The sequence below is a fragment of the Sodalis sp. C49 genome (assembly GCF_046352915.1).
GTDB lineage: Bacteria > Pseudomonadota > Gammaproteobacteria > Enterobacterales > Enterobacteriaceae > Acerihabitans.
This window is the reverse complement of the sequence record NZ_CP163303.1, coordinates 319,927-339,251: the sequence shown is the minus strand read 5'-3', so window position 1 is coordinate 339,251 and position 19,325 is coordinate 319,927. Positions and strand designations below refer to the sequence as shown.

Genomic DNA, 19,325 nt, shown 5'->3' with positions numbered 1-19,325 from the left:
AAACAACGGCTTGTCCACGCCCGGTTATAACTGCTTTTCGTACAAACGATACCGCTTGTAGGGAATCGCGCCAATCCGCTCCAAGATCGTACGCATACCACTATTGGTCTCTAAGATCCAAGACATCTCCAACGCATCGATATTCCGCTTCGCAAAGGGATCGTGTAACGCCTCAATGAGTAGTAAAGCGATAACCGGCCCCAAACGGCTGAATTGATACTCTTGGCGAACCCCCATCAAGGGCACTCTGGCGGTACGTACACCACTGACTTTCAGGCGCCATAACAACTTCGCCCAGCCAAAAGGGAATAAACGTCCATGCAAACCCGAGATAGCCTCATTGATATTTGGTAAACCTACAATAAAGGCACTGGGCACCGAGTCTATCTCAGCGATATAAATCATGTCGTCCGGTACTAAAAACTTCAGTTGCTCCCCCATTGAGGCAAACTCATGCTCGGTAAAGGGCACAAATCCCCAGTTATTCTGCCATCCAGAGTTAAATATCTGCCGCAAAACCTGCATTTCCTCACTGAACCGCTTACGATTGAGACGGCGAATAGTCACCTTTTTGCGCATCTGTTCCATAAGCTTGGCTAATGTAGGAGAAAAATGCAGATCTGTCCGACGCATCCAATAGGCCAGCAAATCTATCCCTGGTACATATCCTTGCTGCTCCACCATCGCGGAATAATAAGGCTTACCGTGTGTCATCAATGCCGAAGGCGGAGTATCGAAACCATCAATCAGCAAGCCGCTTTCCTGGTTAATATTCAGACTAAAAGGGCCTGTGATTTTTTTCGCTCCTTTAGACTTCAACCACTCTTCCGCCGCGGTAAATAGCGCGCTAAATACCTTGGGATCATTAATGGCGTCAATCATGCCAAAATGGCCCGTATCCTCACCATAAAGTTCGCGGTGCAAGGTGTCGATTTGCGCCGTTATCCGGCCAACAACCTTATCCTCTTTTTTGGCTACCCATGCCTGCCATACGATATGTTCAGTACCCGGATTTTTCTTGGAAAGATGCTCTATACGCTCTAGATACAAGGGATCAATCCAATGCGGATCATCGCGAAATAGTGAAGAAGGAAAGGCGATAAATGCCTTAAGCTCACGCTTATCCATGACCTTTTCAATGCGAATCATAAACACCCTTAAACCTATCGTATTTATTGAAAAAAACATCCAATACCTCAGCAGACATTATCACTGTCTGCGATCATTGGTGCTTAACCCTTACCTACCCATCAAGGCATAAAAAATTATTGCCTTAGCGAAGCCAAGGCAAAATGGAACCCTGCCATATTTTGATCTTATACCTACATAACCTTGTAAGAAAACGTAAAACCTCAGCCATATGTCCGCGCGTTAAAACCTATTATGCTTTGCGGTATCAATGCGCGGCGAAAGCCGGAATCGCTCAACGCAGCCAATAGTCTACTGACATTATTTAGAGAAGCATTGCTATCTTTTAACACTTAATGCTTTTTCCATATCAAGGCTATAACATCTCTACGGGCGGGTTGCATGAAAAGCTAAACCGTTCCAACCCGGACTTGACGCACACGCTGTGAAGTGAGGTAAACGAATTAAGGGCCAACTTTAAGCGCCAAGTCGCCGGGAAAGATGAGGAGTTGGCCATCCGCCAAATAGCGGCCCATACTTGTCAAGCGCCTGAAATGAAAAATGCGTTGATAAAAATTCGTCAGGCAATATTCAGGGAAATAACTTAGTGAACGCAAGATTACCGGGTTATGGTTAGAATGAGATTGGCTATAACACCGCAGTATCTATTAAAGCCGGACAAAGTCTGAATTAACGGAAAACCCTGGGCACCGAAAACTCACAATAGGCTGAAAGTGCGATCACCGTTCGAATATCGGCATGTAATACCCGAGCCTGATTTTTCCTTGTTTTTTAGTAGCTTGAAAATATCGAACTAAAAGAAATTAGGCTTTTAAGTATAAAAAAATCAATGATACTTTACAAATTATTACAATAACCCTCCCTCTTGTATCAATGGTTGACTGTATTATTCGTTGATTTTGAATCTATGGCTGCTTTGTATATGTCTGAAACAAGCTCTGCCCACTCTCTTCCCATGCGTTATGCAGATTTCCCAACCCTGGTGGAGGCCTTAGACTACGCCGCTAAGGGAAGCACAGGCATGAATTTTTACGACCGCCGTAACCAGCTCGTGACCGCGCTGGAATATCGCATGTTAAGATGTCGTGCGATCATCGGAGCGCGACGCCTGTTATCACTCAATCTTCACAAAGGCGACCGAGTAGCGCTGATCGCTGATACCAGCGTTGGATTTGTAGAAGCTTTTTTTGCCTGCCAATATGCCGGGTTAGTTGCGGTGCCGCTTGCCATTCCTATGGGTGTGGGACAACTTGCCTCTTATAGCGACAAACTCCAGGGTCTATTAAAAAGCTGTAAACCCGTGGCTATCATCAGCAGTGATGAATGGCTACCGTTAATTAGCTCTGCCAGCGGCGATACGCCGCCTGCATATATCCTGAGCCATGCAGATTTAGAGGCATTGCCGGAGAAGGATGTGGAACTGCAGCCGCCGTCATCAGGCGATATCGCCTATCTTCAATATACGTCTGGCAGCACCCGCTTTCCCCGCGGCGTAATAATTACCCAGCGTGCGGTAATGGCTAACTTGCAGGTTATCAGCCATGACGGCATCAAATTACGTGCTGGCGATCGCTGCGTCTCCTGGTTACCCTTCTATCATGACATGGGGCTTGTGGGTTTTCTGCTTACCCCAATGGCAACCCAATTATCCGTTGACTATCTGCGCACACAAGATTTTGCCATGCGCCCGATGCAATGGCTGAAACTTATCAGTAAAAATCGTGGCACCGTGTCCGTGGCTCCGCCATTTGGCTACGAAATATGCTTACGCCGCAGTAACGATAAAGAACTAACCGGGCTGGATCTCTCCAGTTGGCGTGTGGCGGGTGTGGGCGCTGAACCTATTCCTCCCGCGTTACTGAGCCAGTTCAGTGAACACTTCGCCAAAATCCACTTTGACGGCAAGGCTTTTATGCCCTGCTATGGTTTAGCCGAGAACACCTTGGCGGTAAGCTTTTTCGCGGATGCATCGGGCTTGCGGGTCAACGAAGCCGACCGCGATATTTTGGAGTACGAAGGCAAAGCGGTCGCGCCTACCAAAAAAACGCGCGCCATTGCTGATTTTGTCAATTGCGGCAAGGCGCTTCCCGGTCATCGCATCGAAATTCGCAGTGAAAGCGGGACGCCTTTACGAGAGCGTGAAGTGGGCCGCATCTGTATCTCAGGCCCGAGCTTAATGAGCGGATATTTCCAGGACGATGCTTCACAGCAACAAATTCAGGCTACCGGATGGATGGATACCGGTGACTTAGGTTATCTGCTGGATGAAAATCTTTACGTAACGGGCCGTAAAAAAGATCTGATTATCATTCGCGGTCGTAACATTTGGCCTCAGGATATTGAATACGTAGCGGAATCGGAGCCAGAAATCCGCTCAGGTGATGCAATAGCCTTCGTCACCACCCAACAGCACGATGAAGCGGGGGCCAGGATTATTTTGCAAATCCAGTGCAGGATTAGCTCTGAAGAACGCCGCGCTCAAATCATCCACTCCTTAACGGCGCGTATTCAAAGCGAGTTCGGCGTTGCGGTGGATATTGAACTATTGCCGCCGCATAGCATTCCCCGCACCTCCTCAGGGAAACCTGCGCGCGCTGAGGCTAAGAAGCGTTACCTTAATGATTTAATCAGCCCACAGATAAGGTTGACAGGATATGCGCAATGACAAGAACGGCGGAGGTTAACAGTGTGACGAATTTTAACGTAAAGTTCGTCGTCGAAAATCTGCTCACACACGCAATTACAGCACGGGCCTTAGCCAGAACCGCACGTAAAGCCTCAACCTGCAATTTAATAAGCGTTAACTTACCGGATTAAACAGCCCGCGGATACGGTTAGCAGGTTATGCGCAATGACAAGAACGGTTGCAGTTACAGGTGTGACAGGATTTATCGGTAAGCACATCGTCGAAAATTTGCTCTCACGCGGTTTTACAGTGCGGGCATTGACCAGAATCGCACGTAAAGCCTCAACCAATAAGTTAACCTGGGTTCATGGTGCGCTTGAAGATCAAGGCTCTCTATCAGAATTGGTTAGCGGCGCCGACCATGTGGTTCATTGCGCGGGGCAAGTTCGCGGACATACGGAAGAAACCTTTACCCGTTGTAATGTTACAGGCAGCTTACGCCTCATGCAGGCCGCCAAAGAAAGCGGCGGTTGTGGGCGTTTCCTATTTATGTCTTCTCTCGCCGCCCGTTATCCTGAACTGTCTTGGTATGCAAAATCAAAATATGTTGCTGAACAACAATTAATAACTATGAGCAAGACGGAGAATATTTCCCTGGGAATATTTCGCCCGACGGCTGTTTATGGGCCAGGGGACAAAGAGTTGAAACCCTTATTCAGTTGGCTCCTACGGGGCGTACTTCCTCGCCTTGGTGCGCCTGAAGCACAGCTCTCTTTTCTGCACGTAAGCGATTTAGCGCAAGCCGTTGCCCTGTGGTTAATAGTCGATCGACCGCAAACTTATCCCTATGAACTTTGCGACGGTGTAATTGGAGGTTATAGCTGGAAGCGCTTGCAAGAAATAGGCGCCGCGGTGCGTCATGGTCCCGTGCGGCTAGTCGGAATTCCTTTACCTATGCTCAGATTCATTGCCGCAATCAGTATGCTAGCAAACCGTTTAGCGGGAAAAGAACCGATGTTAACTCACAGCAAAATTCGCGAATTAACACATCAGGACTGGTCTGCCAGCAATAATAACTTGTCCGAATCTATTAATTGGTTTCCTAAGATTAGTTTGGAACGCGCGCTGCGCGAAGGACTATTTTGATTATCTTGACTATAGGTAGGTCAACGTTTTTATGCTAACTCGTGAAATTGTGATGGATTATATCCTTGAATGCTTACAGGGGCTGGTCGCAGACGATCAAGATATAAAGCCAGAAAGTGATCTTGTCAATGATCTTGGACTGGAGTCCATAAAAGTGATGAGCCTGTTAATGATGTTAGAAGACAGATTCGATATTTCAATTCCAATAAATATTTTAATGAAGGTGAGAACACCTGAGCAGTTGCTGGATGCCCTACTCCCTCACCTGGAGAGCGCCAATGGACCTGTATGATAAATTTGCACGCATTGCCAGGGAGCGGGAGCAATTCCAAACATCCGGCCTAAATCCATTTGGCACCTGCTTTGATGAGATCTACTCAGCAACCGAGGGACGCATTGGCGATCGAAAAATTATTCTGGCGGGCACAAACAATTACCTGGGCCTAAGCTTCAATGCCCAGGCTATCGCCGACGGCCAAGCGGCATTAGCAGCCCAAGGCACCGGGACCACCGGGTCGCGCATGGCTAACGGCAGCTATGGCTCGCACCTTGCATTAGAGCAAGAGTTATCGGCCTTTTTTGACCGGCCTACTGCCATTGTATTCTCTACTGGCTATACCGCCAATCTGGGTGTTATCAGCACTCTTGCCGATCCTGGCGCCGTAGTATTGATAGACGCGGACTGCCACGCAAGTATCTATGACGCATGTGCCCTGGGCGGCGCGCAAATTATCCGTTTCCGCCACAATGATGCCCACGATCTTGAGCGCCGCATGGTGCGCCTGGGCGAGCGTGCGCAAAGCGCGATAATTATCGTTGAAGGTATTTACAGCATGCTGGGCGATGTTGCGCCGCTGGCTGAAATAGTCGATATAAAACGGCGCCTTGGCGGTTTTTTGTTAATAGATGAAGCCCATTCCTTCGGTGTAATGGGCGCGACCGGCCGTGGCCTTGCTGAAGCGCTGGGCGTTGAGCAAGATGTCGATATTGTGCTGGGCACTTTCAGCAAAAGCTTAGCCTCTATCGGCGGCTTTGCCGTTGGCCCCAAGGCAATGGAAGTTCTCCGCTACAGCAGCCGCCCTTACATCTTTACCGCGTCTCCATCGCCATCAAGCATCGCTTCCGTGCGCGCCTCTTTGAAAATCATTGCGCAACACCCGGAGCTACGTGAAAAACTTTGGCGCAGCGCGCACAGGCTCTATCAAGGTCTTGCTCAGCTCGGCTATAAGCTGGGCCCGCGCATCAGTCCGGTGGTTCCTGTCATGATTGGTTCGAAAGAAGATGGTCTACGCTTCTGGCGCGACCTGATAGCTCAAGGTGTCTATGTAAACCTCGTGCTGCCGCCGGCGGCGCCGGCAGACATTACCCTGCTACGCTGCAGCGTCAATGCAGCGCACAGTGAAGAACAAATCGACACCATTATTCAGGCCTTTGCCGCCCTGAAAAATTGATACGTCGCAAAGCAGTATCCCTGCTGCCCATGGCTGTTCCATGAGCAGCAGGGCTCTCAAACACACTTCATCACTCCCTGGCTAGTGAGTAACGTGGAATTTTGTCTGAGGGTGGTATTCGGCCGCCGCGGAGGGTAGTGATTCTTATGCCAGGACATCATCTCCCTGATCCTCACAGGCTGCTGCATACAGGAACGTCCAACCGGGAATAGGCTTTTCCCAGGGTATAGGGCGTCGGGGTGTCTATTTATCAAGCAATTTATGCACGAGAGTAATCACCTGATACACTTCCTCCGGAGTCAGGGCGCCGTCTTTCGCCCATTGAATGCGTCCGTCTTTATCCAGCACCACAATTGTTGAACTCTCTTCTTTCAACTGCCAGGCTTTGCGAGCCAAGCCATTGCTGTCGATAATAAATTGCGCCCAAGGATAGTTTTTTTTGTTTTTTTCGATTTTGCCGCGTACAAACATGCCTGAACCTGGAATCGCATCGTCGGTATTGACGATAGTGACGGGTTGAAAGCGGTCATTCGGAAACATCGCGTCCTCAACGGCTTTAATCAGCATCGAATTTTTCTTCTTTGCAGAGGTGCGCCCGGCGATATGCTGTATTACGCGAACTTTTCCTTCCAACTCTGAGCTATTCCAGTTTTTATAGCTAAACGTGTTATGATCCAGCACTAATTCCCCTCGGTCCGTAATCTCGACGGGCGTGACTCGTTGGCCGGCGATAAAATTATGCGCAGATGCCGACAGAGGGAGCAGGAGAAGCAAAATGGTCGGTAATCTACCTAATGTCATGATGACTCCTTTATTTTGGCAGGAGCTCCGGCTGCCTGGTCGTCTTTAAGCATAAGCCTGATTATGTTTACAAGACACCCCTGCCGACGCAGCAGCGGTGATGGCGCAACGAGGGAAAGTAAAAAAGGCTATAACAACGGGTATCCTCATTAGCGCCTAAAAATGCGATCGACGCGTGAATATCCGTGCGGCTGATGAGCTATATTCTTATTAGCAGGGGAAGAATCATCCCTTATCGGCTAACGGCTCGGCTGGCAACGTTAAAAAGGAAAATGCGCAACGAGCAACTCCAAATGTTGGCGAATATTTGCGTCAAGCGTTGTCGGTTCTTCATATGGCTTTCGTCCCGCCAGCTTATCCGCCACCATCTCATCATGCCGATTTCCCATTAATCCATTAATATTGGCTAAATACCTGGATAGCCTGTAGGCATCCTGGTTATCCGGATAGATAGATCTTAACGTGTCGTAATAAGACACTTGCTGACTGATAATTTTACGCACATTATGAAACTCTTGTCCTGTTAACTGCGGCTGGGTTATTAACGCCCGCAGCGCTCGTATTTGCTCCTGGCGATGCGCGATAAAACCGTTCTCACTGTCTAAGCGGGCATGACGTAAAGCATGATGCACCAGCATCCAAACCGGCTTACTGAGATAAACACGTAAAATCCGGCCGTAAAACGTAACAATATCTTTTTTCCCGTTACGAAAAGCATCCTGAAAGTGCCCAAGAAATACGGTCGTTTGGCGAAACCAAAGATTAGCCTCATGCTTTCTACTATAGAGCCGCTGGGCGAAACGTAAATGCTTATAGCGTGAGCGGATATATTTGTATTGCATTCGCTCCGTCGCAGATAGTTCGCCACCTTTTAATAACTTTTTCACTAAACGCAATAGCTCTACGCGAGTGAAACCTTCCTCCCAAAACTGCAAGCACAATGCATAGCAGTTCTGAATGTTTTCCTGGGAGCATTGCAAATCGATGGCTTGCGGCAGGCTGGCATGATCATTGACGATGTCATCTTCTTCTACCGCTGTAAATAATAACTCCACCGTTTCAGGTGAGAATTTTTTCCATTTGCTATTATCAATCATTTGGTAATCTCTGCGGGGGCACTGAACTTCAGTAAACAGCGATGGCGATAGGCCCATAAAGTAGGTATGAGAGACAACAGCACATCTAGACATTGCCCCCCAAAATAAGCAAAAGCAGCGCCTGGCACGCCAAATGCTTGAGACAGTCCGACCAAAAGCACGATATACGAAGCTGAAGCAATTGCCTGCGCAATTAAGAAAACCCGCTGCTTACCCGCCATAAACAACAAGGACTCTTGCGGAAAGCCTAGCATGGACACGACAATGGCACTGAGCATAATTTCGATCAAATCGTAGGCTTGTAGATACTTATAGCCAAAAACAACCGAAATTACAGGCTTACCGACAGCCACAACCACAAGCGCCACAAGTATACCAATGCCACCGGCTAAAACCGCGGATCTGAGTCCCAGTAGCCATGGTCTTTTAGTGCGTGGGTCTAAGCGCATAATTTCAGGATAAAAACTCTTTTCCAGTAATTTAGCGGGTGTCCCTGCCGCATCAAAAAATGTCAATGCAATTTTAAACAACCCTGCGGCCGCTGGCCCCAAAATAATGCCTACTAAAACTGTACTGCACGAGTTACGGGCAGCCCAAATAGTATGCGCAAGGTTTGTTGTCCACACAAAGTTCCAGGCGCCCTCTATTTGACGCGCCGTCTCGAATAAGCCAGGTCGCAAAGCGTTATGAATATTCCTGCGGCGCAATTCACGCGCGGCAAACCACCAAAACAGCGTCCCGCCAATCAAGTTGGATGCATACCACGCGATAACAAAGCCCGCAAAACCTAAATGTCCAAAATAAGCAATGATACTTCCGACCGCAAGCAGGAAAGGCTTGACTGCTTGCTGGATAGCAATTAAATCAAAACGGTCGACCGCCCGTAAAATGCCTGTAGGGGTGGAAGACGTCATGGAGGGAATCAACGTGCAATAAAACATTGCGAGCCAGAAGCTTTTCGCATCAAGCCCTAATGCATGGGAAAGCAGAGGGAGCAGTAACATTCCCCCAAGCACCGCAATCACTCCGCTTGCAATATCCAAACCGAAAGAAAATGAAACCACATTACGGAAGCGTTGAATGTTTTTGTTCAACAAAGCCGGCGTGCCAAATTGAACCACGAATTGCCAAGTTTGGAACTTGATAAAGTCACTGATCGCTTTTGTATACGATTGAATGACGATCAGTACCCCAAACATCTCAGGCGACATGCCTTTACCCGCGCAAGAAAGCGCAAGTAAACCAAGTAAGGCGCTAGCCACATTACCGGAGCCCAAATAGGCGCTGTTGCGTATGATGGTGCGGAAAGCACCATCGGAAAACCAATGCTTCATGGTAAAAAACCAGCCATACTAGCCACTCGGTTATCAATACCTCAGCAGGGCCAAGCCCGCCTTGCGTACATATCAGATTCGACGATACTTGTGGTATGGGTTCAGACATGCTTCCGCCCATGGAAATCAAAGCCGAAACCGTCAGTGTTCCCTTGACTGCACCTGAACTAGCATCGATCCAGCAGCCGAGCGCCTAAGCCTCAAGTCGGCGATAGGATAAACCAAATCCAAGCCAACCTAAAGTCTTTTGATCCCGCCAGCATTAGCGGGCACGGTACCCAGCGCGTTAACGCGCAGCCGCGCGGTGACTCGCATGACCAAACCGGTATTGGACAAAATACAGCCTCAGAAACAATAGACGTCCGCCTTTGGCGATGAAACGCTGAAGCTTGCTGAACGCGCCCGCGGACTCGGCCTGAAGATATTCTACGCGCGCGATCGAAAGCGCCCAAAAGAGCCTGTACATCATGGGCATCATCTATATGATTAACGGTGCATAGTGAGATAGTCCGGATACATAAGCCGGTTGAATGATGACCCTTCTCCCGTTGGGAGATAGACGTTATTTAACAGATTTCTATAATCTTTCCAGGTAATGTGGGATCTTCGTAATATATGTACTTGATTGAGCGCTACATCTTGGCCGAGACTCGTCGGTTAGTGATGCTTATCGTGGGTTTTCTAGTCTTCATTTTCGCCAGTTATTCAGCCCAGCGCTACCTGACTGAAGCGGCCAATGGCACATTAGCCCTGCAAGTCGTATTGGATATCGTTTTCTACAAGGTGCTGATTGCATTAGAAATGCTGCTGCCGGTTGGTCTTTATGTTTCCGTCGCCATTGCTCTTGGCCAGCTTTATAATGACTCGGAAATAACCGCAATCTATGCCTCCGGCTCCAGTCCTTTACGGCTCTATAAAGCCGTCCTGATCCTTGCTATTCCTCTGGGCATACTGGTAACGCTGCTTTCGATGTACGGCCGACCCTGGGCTTACGCACAAATTTATCAGCTAAAACTGCAATCAGAATCCGAACTCGATGTCAGTCATTTGCAACCGAAAAAGTTTAATATTAATGATAACGGCAGGATGATCCTGGCCGAGCATATCGATTTAACGTCCCAACGCCTGTCCGACGCACTGATTTATACGCTCTCCAGCAGCAAAACCCACGTCTATAGAACCCACTCGTTGGAGGTTATTGATCCTTCGCCCAACACCCCCTCTGTTGTGCTGCACTCGGGAACGGCTTACACGCTGGATCATACCGGCGCGGATGACAAAGAGCAGATATATAATAATCTTAAACTGCAGCTTAAACCGCTTGAGCAAAGCGCGGATGTCAAGAGTAAGTCGGCATCGGCAGCGGAGCTGTCGCGTTCATCCGATCCTGCCGATACCGCAGAACTGCAATGGCGGGAAAGCCGCGGGATAAATGCCGTGTTAATGGCGCTATTGGCGGTCTCGCTAAGCCGGACTAAACCACGCCAGGGCCGCTATGCGACGCTGCTCCCCTTGGCTATCTTATTTACCGCCATTTTTTATGGCGGCAACATCTGCCGCACATTGGTTGCCAACGGTTCACTTCCCTTCCTTCCCGGCCTTTGGTTTGTCCCGCTAATCATGTCAATTGGAGTAGTGATATTGATAGCTCGCGAATTCGCAGTGATGCAGAAATTATTTCGATGAATATCTTCAGCCGTTATTTGATACGTAACGTCTTTATAGGCTTCCTGGCCGCCGCCGGCTTGTTAATCCCGCTGTTTACCACGTTCAACTTTATCAACGAGCTCGATGATGTCAGCGCGAACGGATACCGGTGGACACAGGCCCTCGTGGTGGTGTTAATGACATTACCTCGATGCCTTATCGATCTCGGTCCTTTTATTGCGCTACTCGGCGGTATCGTAGGGCTTGACCAACTTGCGAAAAGTCAGGAATTAACGGCGATGCGCACCGCCGGCTTTTCAATCTTCAGCATTTCCCTGGTCATTTTATATTCAGGTCTGATGCTGACCGTTTCATTGGGCGCCCTCGACGAGTGGGTTGCATCTCCCCTGCAGCAACGCGCGTTGCAACTTAAGAACACCGCCGTTGCTCAGGCCAATGATACCGTTAGCAGTGGTAACGCCCTGTGGGCCAGACGCAACAATGAATTTGTTACGGTAAATACTTTAGATAAACATCATCAACCCTTAGGGATTGAGATATTTTACTACAAGCCTGACCTTTCTCTCGAGTCCTATATTTATGCGAAAAAAGCCACTATTGTTGATGGCGGGATGTGGGTTCTACACGGCGTCAATCAAAAAAAATGGGCGAATGGAAAAGAAACTGTAATAGCGCAGGAGAATTTGCAGTGGCAATCCATATTCAATAATATAAGTTTGGAAGAGCTCACCATGCCCGGTTATAGCTTTTCCATCAAGCAACTCCGCCATTACATTCGCTACCTGCGCAATACCGATCAACCCAACATCGAGTTCGAGCTCGCTTTATGGCAGAAGTTGGGACGGCCAATTTTAATCTTGGCAATGATTTTACTATCCATCCCCTTTACCTTTAGCATTCCCCGGGCACCGGGTTTGGGTAGCCGTTTAGCCGTCGGCGTCATTGTCGGACTACTCACGTATATCAGTTACCAAATCATCGTTAGCCTGGGATTGTTATTTTCCCTAAATGTCCAGTTAACGACGCTTACCCCGCCGATGTTGCTCCTTATCATAGCCCTAATATTGGTTTACAGGTTTAACAAGCGGCACTGACAATGCCTCGCCTTGCCCGCTGGCGGCGAAATACAGCTCGCGCCAGTTGTCGGGATCGGCGAGGCTGAAATCCAGCGCATCGCTGCCCTGGTAGATATCCGGTACGTCCGGCGCCGTCAGTTTGAAAATCGCCTGGGTGAGGCTGTTGACCAAGCCGACGCGAATAAAGAGATACAGCGCGTCGCAAAAATCCAGGAGATAGTCCCGGTTCGCAGGCAAGAGCAGGTGGCGGGCATAGTTGAGCACGGTCGTTTCGCAAGTATCGTGCCGTCGGCCCAGTTAGTGAGCAGCGTGGCTTCCCGCAGCGCTTTTTCCAGTTTGATTTTGGCCGGCGTTACGCCGCGTCGGTTGTCGCCGCGTTCCGGCAACGCTTTCCGGATGTTGAAATCAGGATGACCCTCCCCGACCAGCCGCTGGTGGCCTGAAGCGACCGTTTTGATTTGGTTATCCATATCGGCGAGCTGCGATCTTCAAACCTTATAAGTCACTACATTGATTGCGCCCAATTGGCGCATAGTCTGCGCCGCGCCTGGTTTTATCGCTCGCCGCGGCTTACCTGGGCATCCCAGGGAGTTGGCGGCGCTGCCCGCCATTGCCCTGCATGAAGACAATGAAGATGTCCTGCTATGGCAGTTCCGCCAGCGGCGTACCATAACCTGAAGGCCTGCGCGGCGACCGCGCTGGCCGTTAGGCCCGGGTCAGCCAAGGTTTGCAGCCGCCATTCCGGCTGCCCGTGCCAGTGCCAGCGTGTCGATATACTCCCGGATGTGCGTCACCTTGCCATCTTGCAGCGTCATGGCGAAGACAAAATGGTCCACGAACGCCTTGTTCGTGGCCTTTATTTTTCCCGTGCTCAAACCCACGATCAGGACGCGGTCGGCCTGCGCGATAAATTCGAGGGGCGCAGAAATGGACGTTTCCACCCTGTCAGCGGCCTTGTGAAAAAAATCAGCCAACCCCGCATGCCCGCGATGCGTACCGGCCAGCGGCCACTCGCCCGGAATGACCCACTCGACATCGTCGGCCGTCAACGCCAGCACACCTTGCAGATCGCCGCGGCCCAGCGCTGCAAAGAGTGCCTTCACGATCTGCACGTTCCCTTGTGTGCTCATCGCGCCAATCCGATATCGACGTGCATGGCAATATCGAACGTGCCGGCGCCGTTTTTTGCCAGGCCGATCATCAAGAGGCCAAGCGATTCGAGCGTCTGGGCCATGTGCAGGGCACCAATGTCCAAAGGCCGCAGGCCGAGACTCCCGAGGAAAGTCGCAACGCGGGCCTTGGCTTGCCCATCGTCGCCTGCGATGAACGCGTCGAGCCGCCCCCCCTTGGCAAGCACAGGGCCGAAGAGAGTGTTGAACGCTTTCACGACATGCGCACCGGCGGGGAGGCCTTTGGCCGTCTCCTGCGCGCCGGAACTGCCGTTGGGGGACACGAGGCCCGAGAGGTCGGGTGCGATAGGGTTGGTGATGTCGATGATCACCTTGCCGCCCAGCGCCGCCCCGAAATCGGCCACCACCGACGCCGCACTGCCGTATGGCACGGCGAGGATGACGATGTCGCCCTTGGGTGCGGCGCCGTACGTCCCGGTGGTCGCGCCAGCGCCAAGCTTATCGGCAAACGCCTGCGCCTTGGACGGGTCGCGGCCGATCACCTCGACGGTGTGCCCAGCCTTGATGGTACGGCCCGCGATTGCCGTGGCCATGCCGCCGGCGCCGATGATGCTGATAGTGCTGATGGGAGTGCTCATATTGTTTCCTCGTCAGTTAACAGGTTGCTCGTCATGTATTACCGGGACATCGCCCCGGTAATACAGCGCGCGTCAGGCGGTCGGGAAATAGTGGCCGTTATCCATATCGGCGAACAGGTCGGGCTGAGTGGGTTCCCAGCCCAGAGCCTGCCGGGTGATAAGGCTTGATGCCGGGAGATCGAGCGTGACCAGATTTGCCAGGAAGCCAAAGTAGCCCGGCAACATCAGCACGTCCGCGGGAATGCTCACGGCCGGCACGTTCAGGCGGCTGCCAATGGCCTCGGCGATGGCGCGGAACGGGATGCCCTCACTCTCGACCCCATGCCAATATTTGCCCGCCTCACCCTTCTCCAGCGCCAGGCGGAACAAGATGGCGAGGTCACGGGCGTGTACGGCCGGCCACAGGTTCGCGCCTTCTCCCGGATAACCGATGACGCCCTTCTCCTTCGCCAGCCCGATCAACAATGGCAGGAAGGCGACGTCGGTCGTGCTGTGCGCGATGGTCGGGATCCGCACGATCGACGACCGCACGCCCCGCTCGGCGAGGCCGATGACGGCTAGATCGACGACGTTACGCACCCGCAGGGTCCCCTTGTACGCATCGCCGCCGGGAAGTGACGGGTCCTCCTCGGTGGCTGGCCGGCCCAGTTTTTCCCAGCCGGGCGCGCCGATGCTCCCCGACACGACCAGCGGCTTGCCGCTTCCCGCCAGCGCCTCCCCGTACGCGAGCATGATCTGGCGTTCCGCGGCGGCCACGGCGTCGATCCCGCCGGAGGGAAGCAGGTCTTGCCTGTGGGCGACGTGAATGACGCCGTCGGCGTCCGCCGCCGCCGCCTTGAGTCCCTCAAGGTCGGAAATATCTCCGCGCCGCACCTTGGCGCCAAGTGCGGCCACCGCCTCTGCGGCTTTATCCGAGCGGGCCAGGCCGGTAACGTCGTGTCCGGCCGCGATCAGTTCAGGGATGATGTACGAACCGATATGGCCGGTTCCTCCAGTAACTAAAACGCGCATGGTGCTGTTCCTTGTAAGTGAGATGAAAAAATAGCGCTACGGGTGAGCTCAGCCGGGAAGGCTGACCCCGATTGAAAAGTGGGTGTGCTTGATGGCGTGGGCGAGCAGGCCCAGCGACAGCAGGCAGACGTGTTCCAGCGTCCGCGCCATGGGCAGCAGTCCGATATCCATCGGGCGCAGCCCGAGGCTTTCAATGAATACCGCGATATGCCCCTTCGCCCGCGCGTCGTCGCCCGCGATGAAGACGTCTAGCGAGCGCCCCTGGAAGGAGCCGGCGGCCAGGACGTGGGAAAACAGGGTGTTGAATGCCTTGACGACAACGGCGTCCGAAGGCGCGGCCTTCATGATCTCCCGCGCGCCGAAGCTGTCGCCAGGTGTCACAAAGCTCGTGAGGTCGGCGGCGACGGGGTTGGTGATGTCGACCAGGAGCTTGCCTGCCAGCTTGTCACCGTATTGCTTCACGACGTCCAGAACGGCGGAGTACGGAACCGCCAGGATGACAATATCCCCGGCCGGGGCGGCGCCGAACGTGCCTATGATCGCGCCGGCGCCAATCTGCCCGGCCAGCGCCCGCGCCTTGGCGGCGTCGCGGCTCATCACCTCGACGGTGTGTCCGGCCTTGGCGGCCAGGCCACCGATCGCTGCGGCCATGCCGCCTGAGCCGATGATGCTGATAGTGCTCATGTGCAGTTTCCTTAGTGATAGGAGGCTAATCATTCATGGCTTGCCGGCGGCGATCCGGTGACCGCGTTCAACATACAAACCATGGTAGCCATATCACTTGCAATAAGCAAGTATTGTTACTTGTAAAAAGAAAGTAATCATAACATTTGCTTGCGATATGCAAGCAATGTTAATATTTCACCATGAAAACAACAGATAAAGAAATCAGGTCCCACTGCGCGGTAAACTACGGCGTGGAGGTCTTCGGCGACCGGTGGTCGCTCTTGATCATTCGCGACATCGTTTTTGCCGGTAAGAAGACCTACGGCGAGTTCCTGAAATCGGAAGAGGGGATCGCGACCAATGTCCTTGCTTCCCGCCTTGCCTTTCTTGAGGCGCAAGGCATTCTCTCGCGGGCGCCCAGCCCCGATGACGGGCGCAAGGACTTCTATACGCTGACCGAGAAAGGCCTAGACCTCATTCCCATCATGCTGAGCATTGTCCTGTGGAGCGCGCAGCACGATGCGAAGTCGTATGTGCGGGGACAAAAGGAGTTCATTGCGAGAATCAGTCAGCATCCCGTGCAAGTAAGCGAAGAGGTGAAGGCACAGGTTCGCAATGGCGGATGCATATTCCCCGATGGCAACGGGTGAGCAGGACGGCAAGCATGCCTGTTAACTCCCGCAAACGCTGTGCGCACGCGAGCAGCGTTTTATTCTGGGCCTGCCCGAGATGCTGGACAACGGCCATGACTTCCCCGCCCCGCCAGCCAGGTTAAACGATAGGGAATACCCTAACTCACGCGGAAAATACCCATGAGAGCGGAATCTGGTCGATGCCGGGGAACCGGTGTCAGGCTGGGCTGGGGTTTGAACGAACTGGCTAAGATGAGCTACTGCCATATTGCAGCCAAGATTCGTCATCCTTTCGAAACCCTGTTTGCCGCGACTTATGAAACGATTGATATATCAACGCTGCGCGGCAGGGAAGTCTATTTCCTTGACAGGATTACCTCTGATCAACTGGTCAGGGTCGTGCCCACGATCGATAGGCCTAAGCCTCTCTATGCTATGGCCAATGGCAAAGCCATTCTATCCCATTCTCCCGCCCTGGAGTTGGCGCTGAGCGCGGTGCAAACAGAGTGCCAGTCGATCCTGGGAATCAGGAATAGATAAGGCTTACCGATGCGGGAATTCGCCCCAGACTTCCACCAGATAATCAATGAAAACCCGCATTTTTGCCGGTAGGAACCGGCGGCTGACATAAACCACATACAGATTGAATTCCCCAAAACTCCATTCAGTCAGGATCCGCTGTAACTTCCCGCTGGCGATATCCTCACTTACGATAAAATCCGGCTGCGCCATAATGCCCCCGTCGGCCAACGCCAGGTGACGCAGCAGATCGCCATTGGTGGCATGCACCGTAGGCTGGATACGTACCTGGATTGCTGTTCCCGCCGCATCATAAAACTCCCAGTTATCACTTGAGCTGAGATAAGAATAGCCCAGCGTATCGTGGCCGGCGAGATCGGCGGGAGTCATGGGTACGCCGCGCTCGGCCAGGTAACCTGGCGCGGCGCAAACGATCATATTGATGCGCGCTATCTTGCGGGCAATCAAATTGGGGCTCGGGGCTCGGGTAATGCGGATGGCGAGATCAAACCCTTCATGTACTAAATCAACCACCCGATCAGAGAGATCGATATCAAACTGCAAGTCCGGATGCCGCCGATGAAACTCAGGCAATACCGGCGCTAATTGATGGATACCGAACGACAGCGGCGCACTGATGCGAAACGATCCGGACAGCCGCAGCGCGTATTGCCCCACCACAGCCTCGGTTTCGGCGATACTGGCAAGTAACTGTTGGGCACGCTCATAGAGCGCCTCGCCTGGTTCGGTTAGCGATAGCCGCCGCGTGGTGCGCTGCAGCAAGAGCGCGCCGAGATGATTCTCCAATGCCGCAATCTGGCGTGACACCGCCGCTCCCGATGTCGCCAGTTTATCCGCCGCCCTGGAAAAACCGCCTTCCTCTACCACTGTGGCAAAGACCTGCATAGCTTTGACGATATCCACTTCATTTCTCTTATTATTACGTTTTACGTAATAGTCATATTCTCATAGCGCCATTTTTCCCACCATTAAAAACGCTTATTGTATCAATTCGCATGTTCAGTCATCGCCATCCCCCCTATACCAAAAGGAAATTGCTATGAAAATAACCGTTATCGGCGCAGGCAATATGGCCGCAGGTTTCGTCAAACAACTGACCAAAGCCGGACATCTGGTGTACATTGTCGGGCGCGACGCCGGCAAGTCCGAAGCGCTGGCTAAGCAATTCGGAGCCAAAACCACGGAACCCGCCAAGGCCGCCGAGGCGGACGTGATTATTCTCGCCACCGCCTACGGTGACGCGGTGAACGCGCTGCGCGCCCTTGGCAATCTGGACGGCAAGGTGATTATCGATATCACCAACCCGTTGAGCGCCGATTATATGTCGCTCACCCTTGGACACGTCACGTCCGCGGCCGAGGAAATCGCCAACGCCTTCCCCGGCGTCCGTCTGGTGAAAGCCTTCAACACGATATTTGCCCAGGTACTGGCTGCCGGTCCCGAGTTGGCGGGCAGCACGGTGCCGGTGTTTATCGCCGCTGACGATGCATCGGCAAAAGAAACGGTATCCACGGTGGTTCACTCGCTGGGCTTTAGCGCGATTGATGCCGGCGGATTAAAAAATGCCCGTTATCTTGAGCCGCTGGGCGGGTTGAATATCTACTTTGGCTATGGCGCCGGACTTGGCACCACCATTGCGCCGACCTGGCTTATCAACAAATAACCGGCGTCCAGACACGCTATCTAATAAGAAGAGTATTATCATGCAATTATCATCTCATGTCGTGACTGCCGCACTGGCGCTTGGGCTGGCTGTTTCCTCCGCATTTGCCGCTGATAAAGCCAAAAGCGCGAATGACGCCATACCACCCTTGATGCAGGAACTGTCGAAATATCAGAGCGCTGAAAAAAACGTTAATAACAATCTTAAAACGTTTGATACTCTCGATTTCGACGTATATACCCATCAGAAATGGGATCGCCTGCATGAAAGCCATGCCCAGGATATCCTGGTGCATTATCCTGACGGCCATACGACCAAAGGATTGGCGGCCCATATTGTTGAATTAAAGCAAACATTCGTTTTTGCGCCGGATACGCATATCAATGTGCATCCGGTGCGCTTTGGTTCGGGCGAATGGACCGGGGTCATCGGCATGATGGAGGGAACCTTCACCAAACCGATGCCTTTGGGAAACGGCAAAATGGCGGCACCCACAGGCAAGCCATTTAAGCTGACGATGGCCACCCTTGGCCATTGGACTAAAAGCGGCGTGATGGATGAAGAGTATTTGTTCTGGGACAACGCCTCGTTTATGCAGCAAATTGGATTGGCACATTAATATTATCCTAGGCGCTGGGAATTGACCCCCGGCGCAGATAAAATTGGCGATTCACGCGGCCAGTTCTTCTTCCTGGCG

The 19,325-nt window shown here is 52.2% G+C and carries 19 protein-coding genes and 1 pseudogene; 10 read left to right on the top strand and 10 right to left on the bottom strand.

Translation table 11 applies throughout. From position 1 onward, the window contains the following. Positions 1-24 precede the first annotated feature (24 nt). A complete protein-coding gene (locus ABUK12_RS01455; RefSeq protein ID WP_410014616.1) occupies positions 25-1,149 on the bottom strand; it encodes an N-acetyltransferase in 1,125 nt (374 codons plus the stop codon). A gap of 922 nt (positions 1,150-2,071) precedes the next feature. Between ABUK12_RS01455 and ABUK12_RS01450 the strand changes: the two genes are divergently transcribed. The 4 genes from ABUK12_RS01450 (at position 2,072) to spt (ending at position 6,372) form a co-directional block, all read left to right on the top strand. Then, positions 2,072-3,814, top strand: coding sequence for a fatty acyl-AMP ligase (locus ABUK12_RS01450; protein WP_410016793.1), 1,743 nt, complete (start codon positions 2,072-2,074; stop codon positions 3,812-3,814). A 186-nt stretch (positions 3,815-4,000) separates the two neighbouring features. After that, complete coding sequence (locus ABUK12_RS01445; RefSeq protein WP_410014615.1) at positions 4,001-4,921, top strand: NAD-dependent epimerase/dehydratase family protein; 921 nt, start codon at positions 4,001-4,003, stop codon at positions 4,919-4,921. A 31-nt stretch (positions 4,922-4,952) separates the two neighbouring features. After that, positions 4,953-5,213: an acyl carrier protein gene (locus tag ABUK12_RS01440; RefSeq protein WP_410014614.1), complete on the top strand. Its 261-nt coding sequence runs from the start codon at positions 4,953-4,955 to the stop codon at positions 5,211-5,213. After that, positions 5,200-6,372, top strand: a complete 1,173-nt coding sequence (gene spt, locus ABUK12_RS01435) for a serine palmitoyltransferase (protein WP_410014613.1) — start codon at positions 5,200-5,202, stop codon at positions 6,370-6,372. The genes ABUK12_RS01440 and spt overlap by 14 nt, the downstream gene beginning before the upstream one ends. 243 nt (positions 6,373-6,615) lie before the next feature. On the opposite strand, the gene ABUK12_RS01430 is transcribed toward spt, so the two are convergent. The 3 genes from ABUK12_RS01430 to ABUK12_RS01420 all read right to left on the bottom strand — a co-directional run bounded on the left by ABUK12_RS01430 (position 6,616) and on the right by ABUK12_RS01420 (position 9,604). After that, a complete protein-coding gene (locus ABUK12_RS01430) occupies positions 6,616-7,173 on the bottom strand; it encodes a YtfJ family protein (protein WP_410014612.1) in 558 nt (185 codons plus the stop codon). A 260-nt stretch (positions 7,174-7,433) separates the two neighbouring features. Beyond that, positions 7,434-8,270, bottom strand: coding sequence for a hypothetical protein (locus ABUK12_RS01425; RefSeq protein WP_410014611.1), 837 nt, complete (start codon positions 8,268-8,270; stop codon positions 7,434-7,436). Next, positions 8,267-9,604, bottom strand: coding sequence for a lipopolysaccharide biosynthesis protein (locus ABUK12_RS01420; protein ID WP_410014610.1), 1,338 nt, complete (start codon positions 9,602-9,604; stop codon positions 8,267-8,269). The genes ABUK12_RS01425 and ABUK12_RS01420 overlap by 4 nt, the downstream gene beginning before the upstream one ends. Positions 9,605-10,219: 615 nt before the next feature. On the opposite strand from ABUK12_RS01420, the gene lptF reads away from it, so the two are divergent. Together lptF and lptG are read left to right on the top strand one after the other, a co-directional pair. Continuing rightward, on the top strand, positions 10,220-11,290 hold the full coding sequence (gene lptF / locus ABUK12_RS01415) for an LPS export ABC transporter permease LptF (RefSeq protein WP_410014609.1): 1,071 nt from the start codon (positions 10,220-10,222) through the stop codon (positions 11,288-11,290). Further along, positions 11,287-12,366: an LPS export ABC transporter permease LptG gene (gene lptG, locus ABUK12_RS01410; protein WP_410014608.1), complete on the top strand. Its 1,080-nt coding sequence runs from the start codon at positions 11,287-11,289 to the stop codon at positions 12,364-12,366. Before lptF ends, lptG begins: the two co-directional genes overlap by 4 nt. A 21-nt stretch (positions 12,367-12,387) precedes the next feature. Here the strand turns inward: lptG and ABUK12_RS01405 are convergent. The 5 genes and pseudogenes from ABUK12_RS01405 to ABUK12_RS01385 all read right to left on the bottom strand — a co-directional run. Continuing rightward, positions 12,388-12,683, bottom strand: a pseudogene (locus ABUK12_RS01405) (malto-oligosyltrehalose synthase); the annotation flags it as partial. A 381-nt stretch (positions 12,684-13,064) separates the two neighbouring features. Further along, complete coding sequence (locus ABUK12_RS01400) at positions 13,065-13,478, bottom strand: nuclear transport factor 2 family protein (protein ID WP_410014607.1); 414 nt, start codon at positions 13,476-13,478, stop codon at positions 13,065-13,067. Next, on the bottom strand, positions 13,475-14,116 hold the full coding sequence (locus ABUK12_RS01395; protein ID WP_410014606.1) for an NADPH-dependent F420 reductase: 642 nt from the start codon (positions 14,114-14,116) through the stop codon (positions 13,475-13,477). Before ABUK12_RS01395 ends, ABUK12_RS01400 begins: the two co-directional genes overlap by 4 nt. Before the next feature lie 72 nt (positions 14,117-14,188). After that, a complete protein-coding gene (locus ABUK12_RS01390) occupies positions 14,189-15,127 on the bottom strand; it encodes an SDR family oxidoreductase (protein WP_410014605.1) in 939 nt (312 codons plus the stop codon). A gap of 48 nt (positions 15,128-15,175) precedes the next feature. Next, positions 15,176-15,811, bottom strand: coding sequence for an NADPH-dependent F420 reductase (locus tag ABUK12_RS01385; protein WP_410014604.1), 636 nt, complete (start codon positions 15,809-15,811; stop codon positions 15,176-15,178). Between the two features lie 182 nt (positions 15,812-15,993). Between ABUK12_RS01385 and ABUK12_RS01380 the strand changes: the two genes are divergently transcribed. Continuing rightward, on the top strand, positions 15,994-16,443 hold the full coding sequence (locus tag ABUK12_RS01380) for a winged helix-turn-helix transcriptional regulator (RefSeq protein WP_410014603.1): 450 nt from the start codon (positions 15,994-15,996) through the stop codon (positions 16,441-16,443). Between the two features lie 162 nt (positions 16,444-16,605). After that, positions 16,606-16,965 (top strand): hypothetical protein, encoded by a 360-nt coding sequence (locus ABUK12_RS01375; RefSeq protein WP_410014602.1) that lies wholly within the window; start codon positions 16,606-16,608, stop codon positions 16,963-16,965. 3 nt (positions 16,966-16,968) lie between these two features. Here the strand turns inward: ABUK12_RS01375 and ABUK12_RS01370 are convergent, their stop codons facing one another. Beyond that, positions 16,969-17,868: a LysR family transcriptional regulator gene (locus ABUK12_RS01370; RefSeq protein ID WP_410014601.1), complete on the bottom strand. Its 900-nt coding sequence runs from the start codon at positions 17,866-17,868 to the stop codon at positions 16,969-16,971. Between the two features lie 136 nt (positions 17,869-18,004). Between ABUK12_RS01370 and ABUK12_RS01365 the strand changes: the two genes are divergently transcribed. Next, entirely contained in the window at positions 18,005-18,628 is a 624-nt protein-coding gene (locus tag ABUK12_RS01365) for an NADPH-dependent F420 reductase (protein WP_410014600.1), read from the top strand. 40 nt (positions 18,629-18,668) lie between these two features. Further along, positions 18,669-19,247 carry an ester cyclase gene (locus ABUK12_RS01360; protein ID WP_410014599.1) on the top strand — a complete coding sequence of 193 codons (579 nt, stop codon included), beginning with the start codon at positions 18,669-18,671 and terminating at the stop codon, positions 19,245-19,247. Positions 19,248-19,325 lie beyond the last annotated feature (78 nt).

Coding starts and splice junctions, on each gene's coding strand:
- ABUK12_RS01455 (WP_410014616.1), bottom strand. CDS start 1,149: ATGATTCGCATTGAAAAGGTCATGGATAAGCGTGAGCTTAAGGCATTT.
- lptG (WP_410014608.1), top strand. CDS start 11,287: ATGAATATCTTCAGCCGTTATTTGATACGTAACGTCTTTATAGGCTTC.
- ABUK12_RS01445 (WP_410014615.1), top strand. CDS start 4,001: ATGACAAGAACGGTTGCAGTTACAGGTGTGACAGGATTTATCGGTAAG.
- spt (WP_410014613.1), top strand. CDS start 5,200: ATGGACCTGTATGATAAATTTGCACGCATTGCCAGGGAGCGGGAGCAA.
- ABUK12_RS01425 (WP_410014611.1), bottom strand. CDS start 8,270: ATGATTGATAATAGCAAATGGAAAAAATTCTCACCTGAAACGGTGGAG.
- ABUK12_RS01360 (WP_410014599.1), top strand. CDS start 18,669: ATGCAATTATCATCTCATGTCGTGACTGCCGCACTGGCGCTTGGGCTG.
- ABUK12_RS01450 (WP_410016793.1), top strand. CDS start 2,072: ATGTCTGAAACAAGCTCTGCCCACTCTCTTCCCATGCGTTATGCAGAT.
- ABUK12_RS01420 (WP_410014610.1), bottom strand. CDS start 9,604: ATGAAGCATTGGTTTTCCGATGGTGCTTTCCGCACCATCATACGCAAC.
- ABUK12_RS01430 (WP_410014612.1), bottom strand. CDS start 7,173: ATGACATTAGGTAGATTACCGACCATTTTGCTTCTCCTGCTCCCTCTG.
- ABUK12_RS01395 (WP_410014606.1), bottom strand. CDS start 14,116: ATGAGCACTCCCATCAGCACTATCAGCATCATCGGCGCCGGCGGCATG.
- ABUK12_RS01385 (WP_410014604.1), bottom strand. CDS start 15,811: ATGAGCACTATCAGCATCATCGGCTCAGGCGGCATGGCCGCAGCGATC.
- ABUK12_RS01380 (WP_410014603.1), top strand. CDS start 15,994: ATGAAAACAACAGATAAAGAAATCAGGTCCCACTGCGCGGTAAACTAC.
- ABUK12_RS01365 (WP_410014600.1), top strand. CDS start 18,005: ATGAAAATAACCGTTATCGGCGCAGGCAATATGGCCGCAGGTTTCGTC.
- ABUK12_RS01440 (WP_410014614.1), top strand. CDS start 4,953: ATGCTAACTCGTGAAATTGTGATGGATTATATCCTTGAATGCTTACAG.
- ABUK12_RS01390 (WP_410014605.1), bottom strand. CDS start 15,127: ATGCGCGTTTTAGTTACTGGAGGAACCGGCCATATCGGTTCGTACATC.
- ABUK12_RS01400 (WP_410014607.1), bottom strand. CDS start 13,478: ATGAGCACACAAGGGAACGTGCAGATCGTGAAGGCACTCTTTGCAGCG.
- lptF (WP_410014609.1), top strand. CDS start 10,220: ATGTACTTGATTGAGCGCTACATCTTGGCCGAGACTCGTCGGTTAGTG.
- ABUK12_RS01375 (WP_410014602.1), top strand. CDS start 16,606: ATGAGAGCGGAATCTGGTCGATGCCGGGGAACCGGTGTCAGGCTGGGC.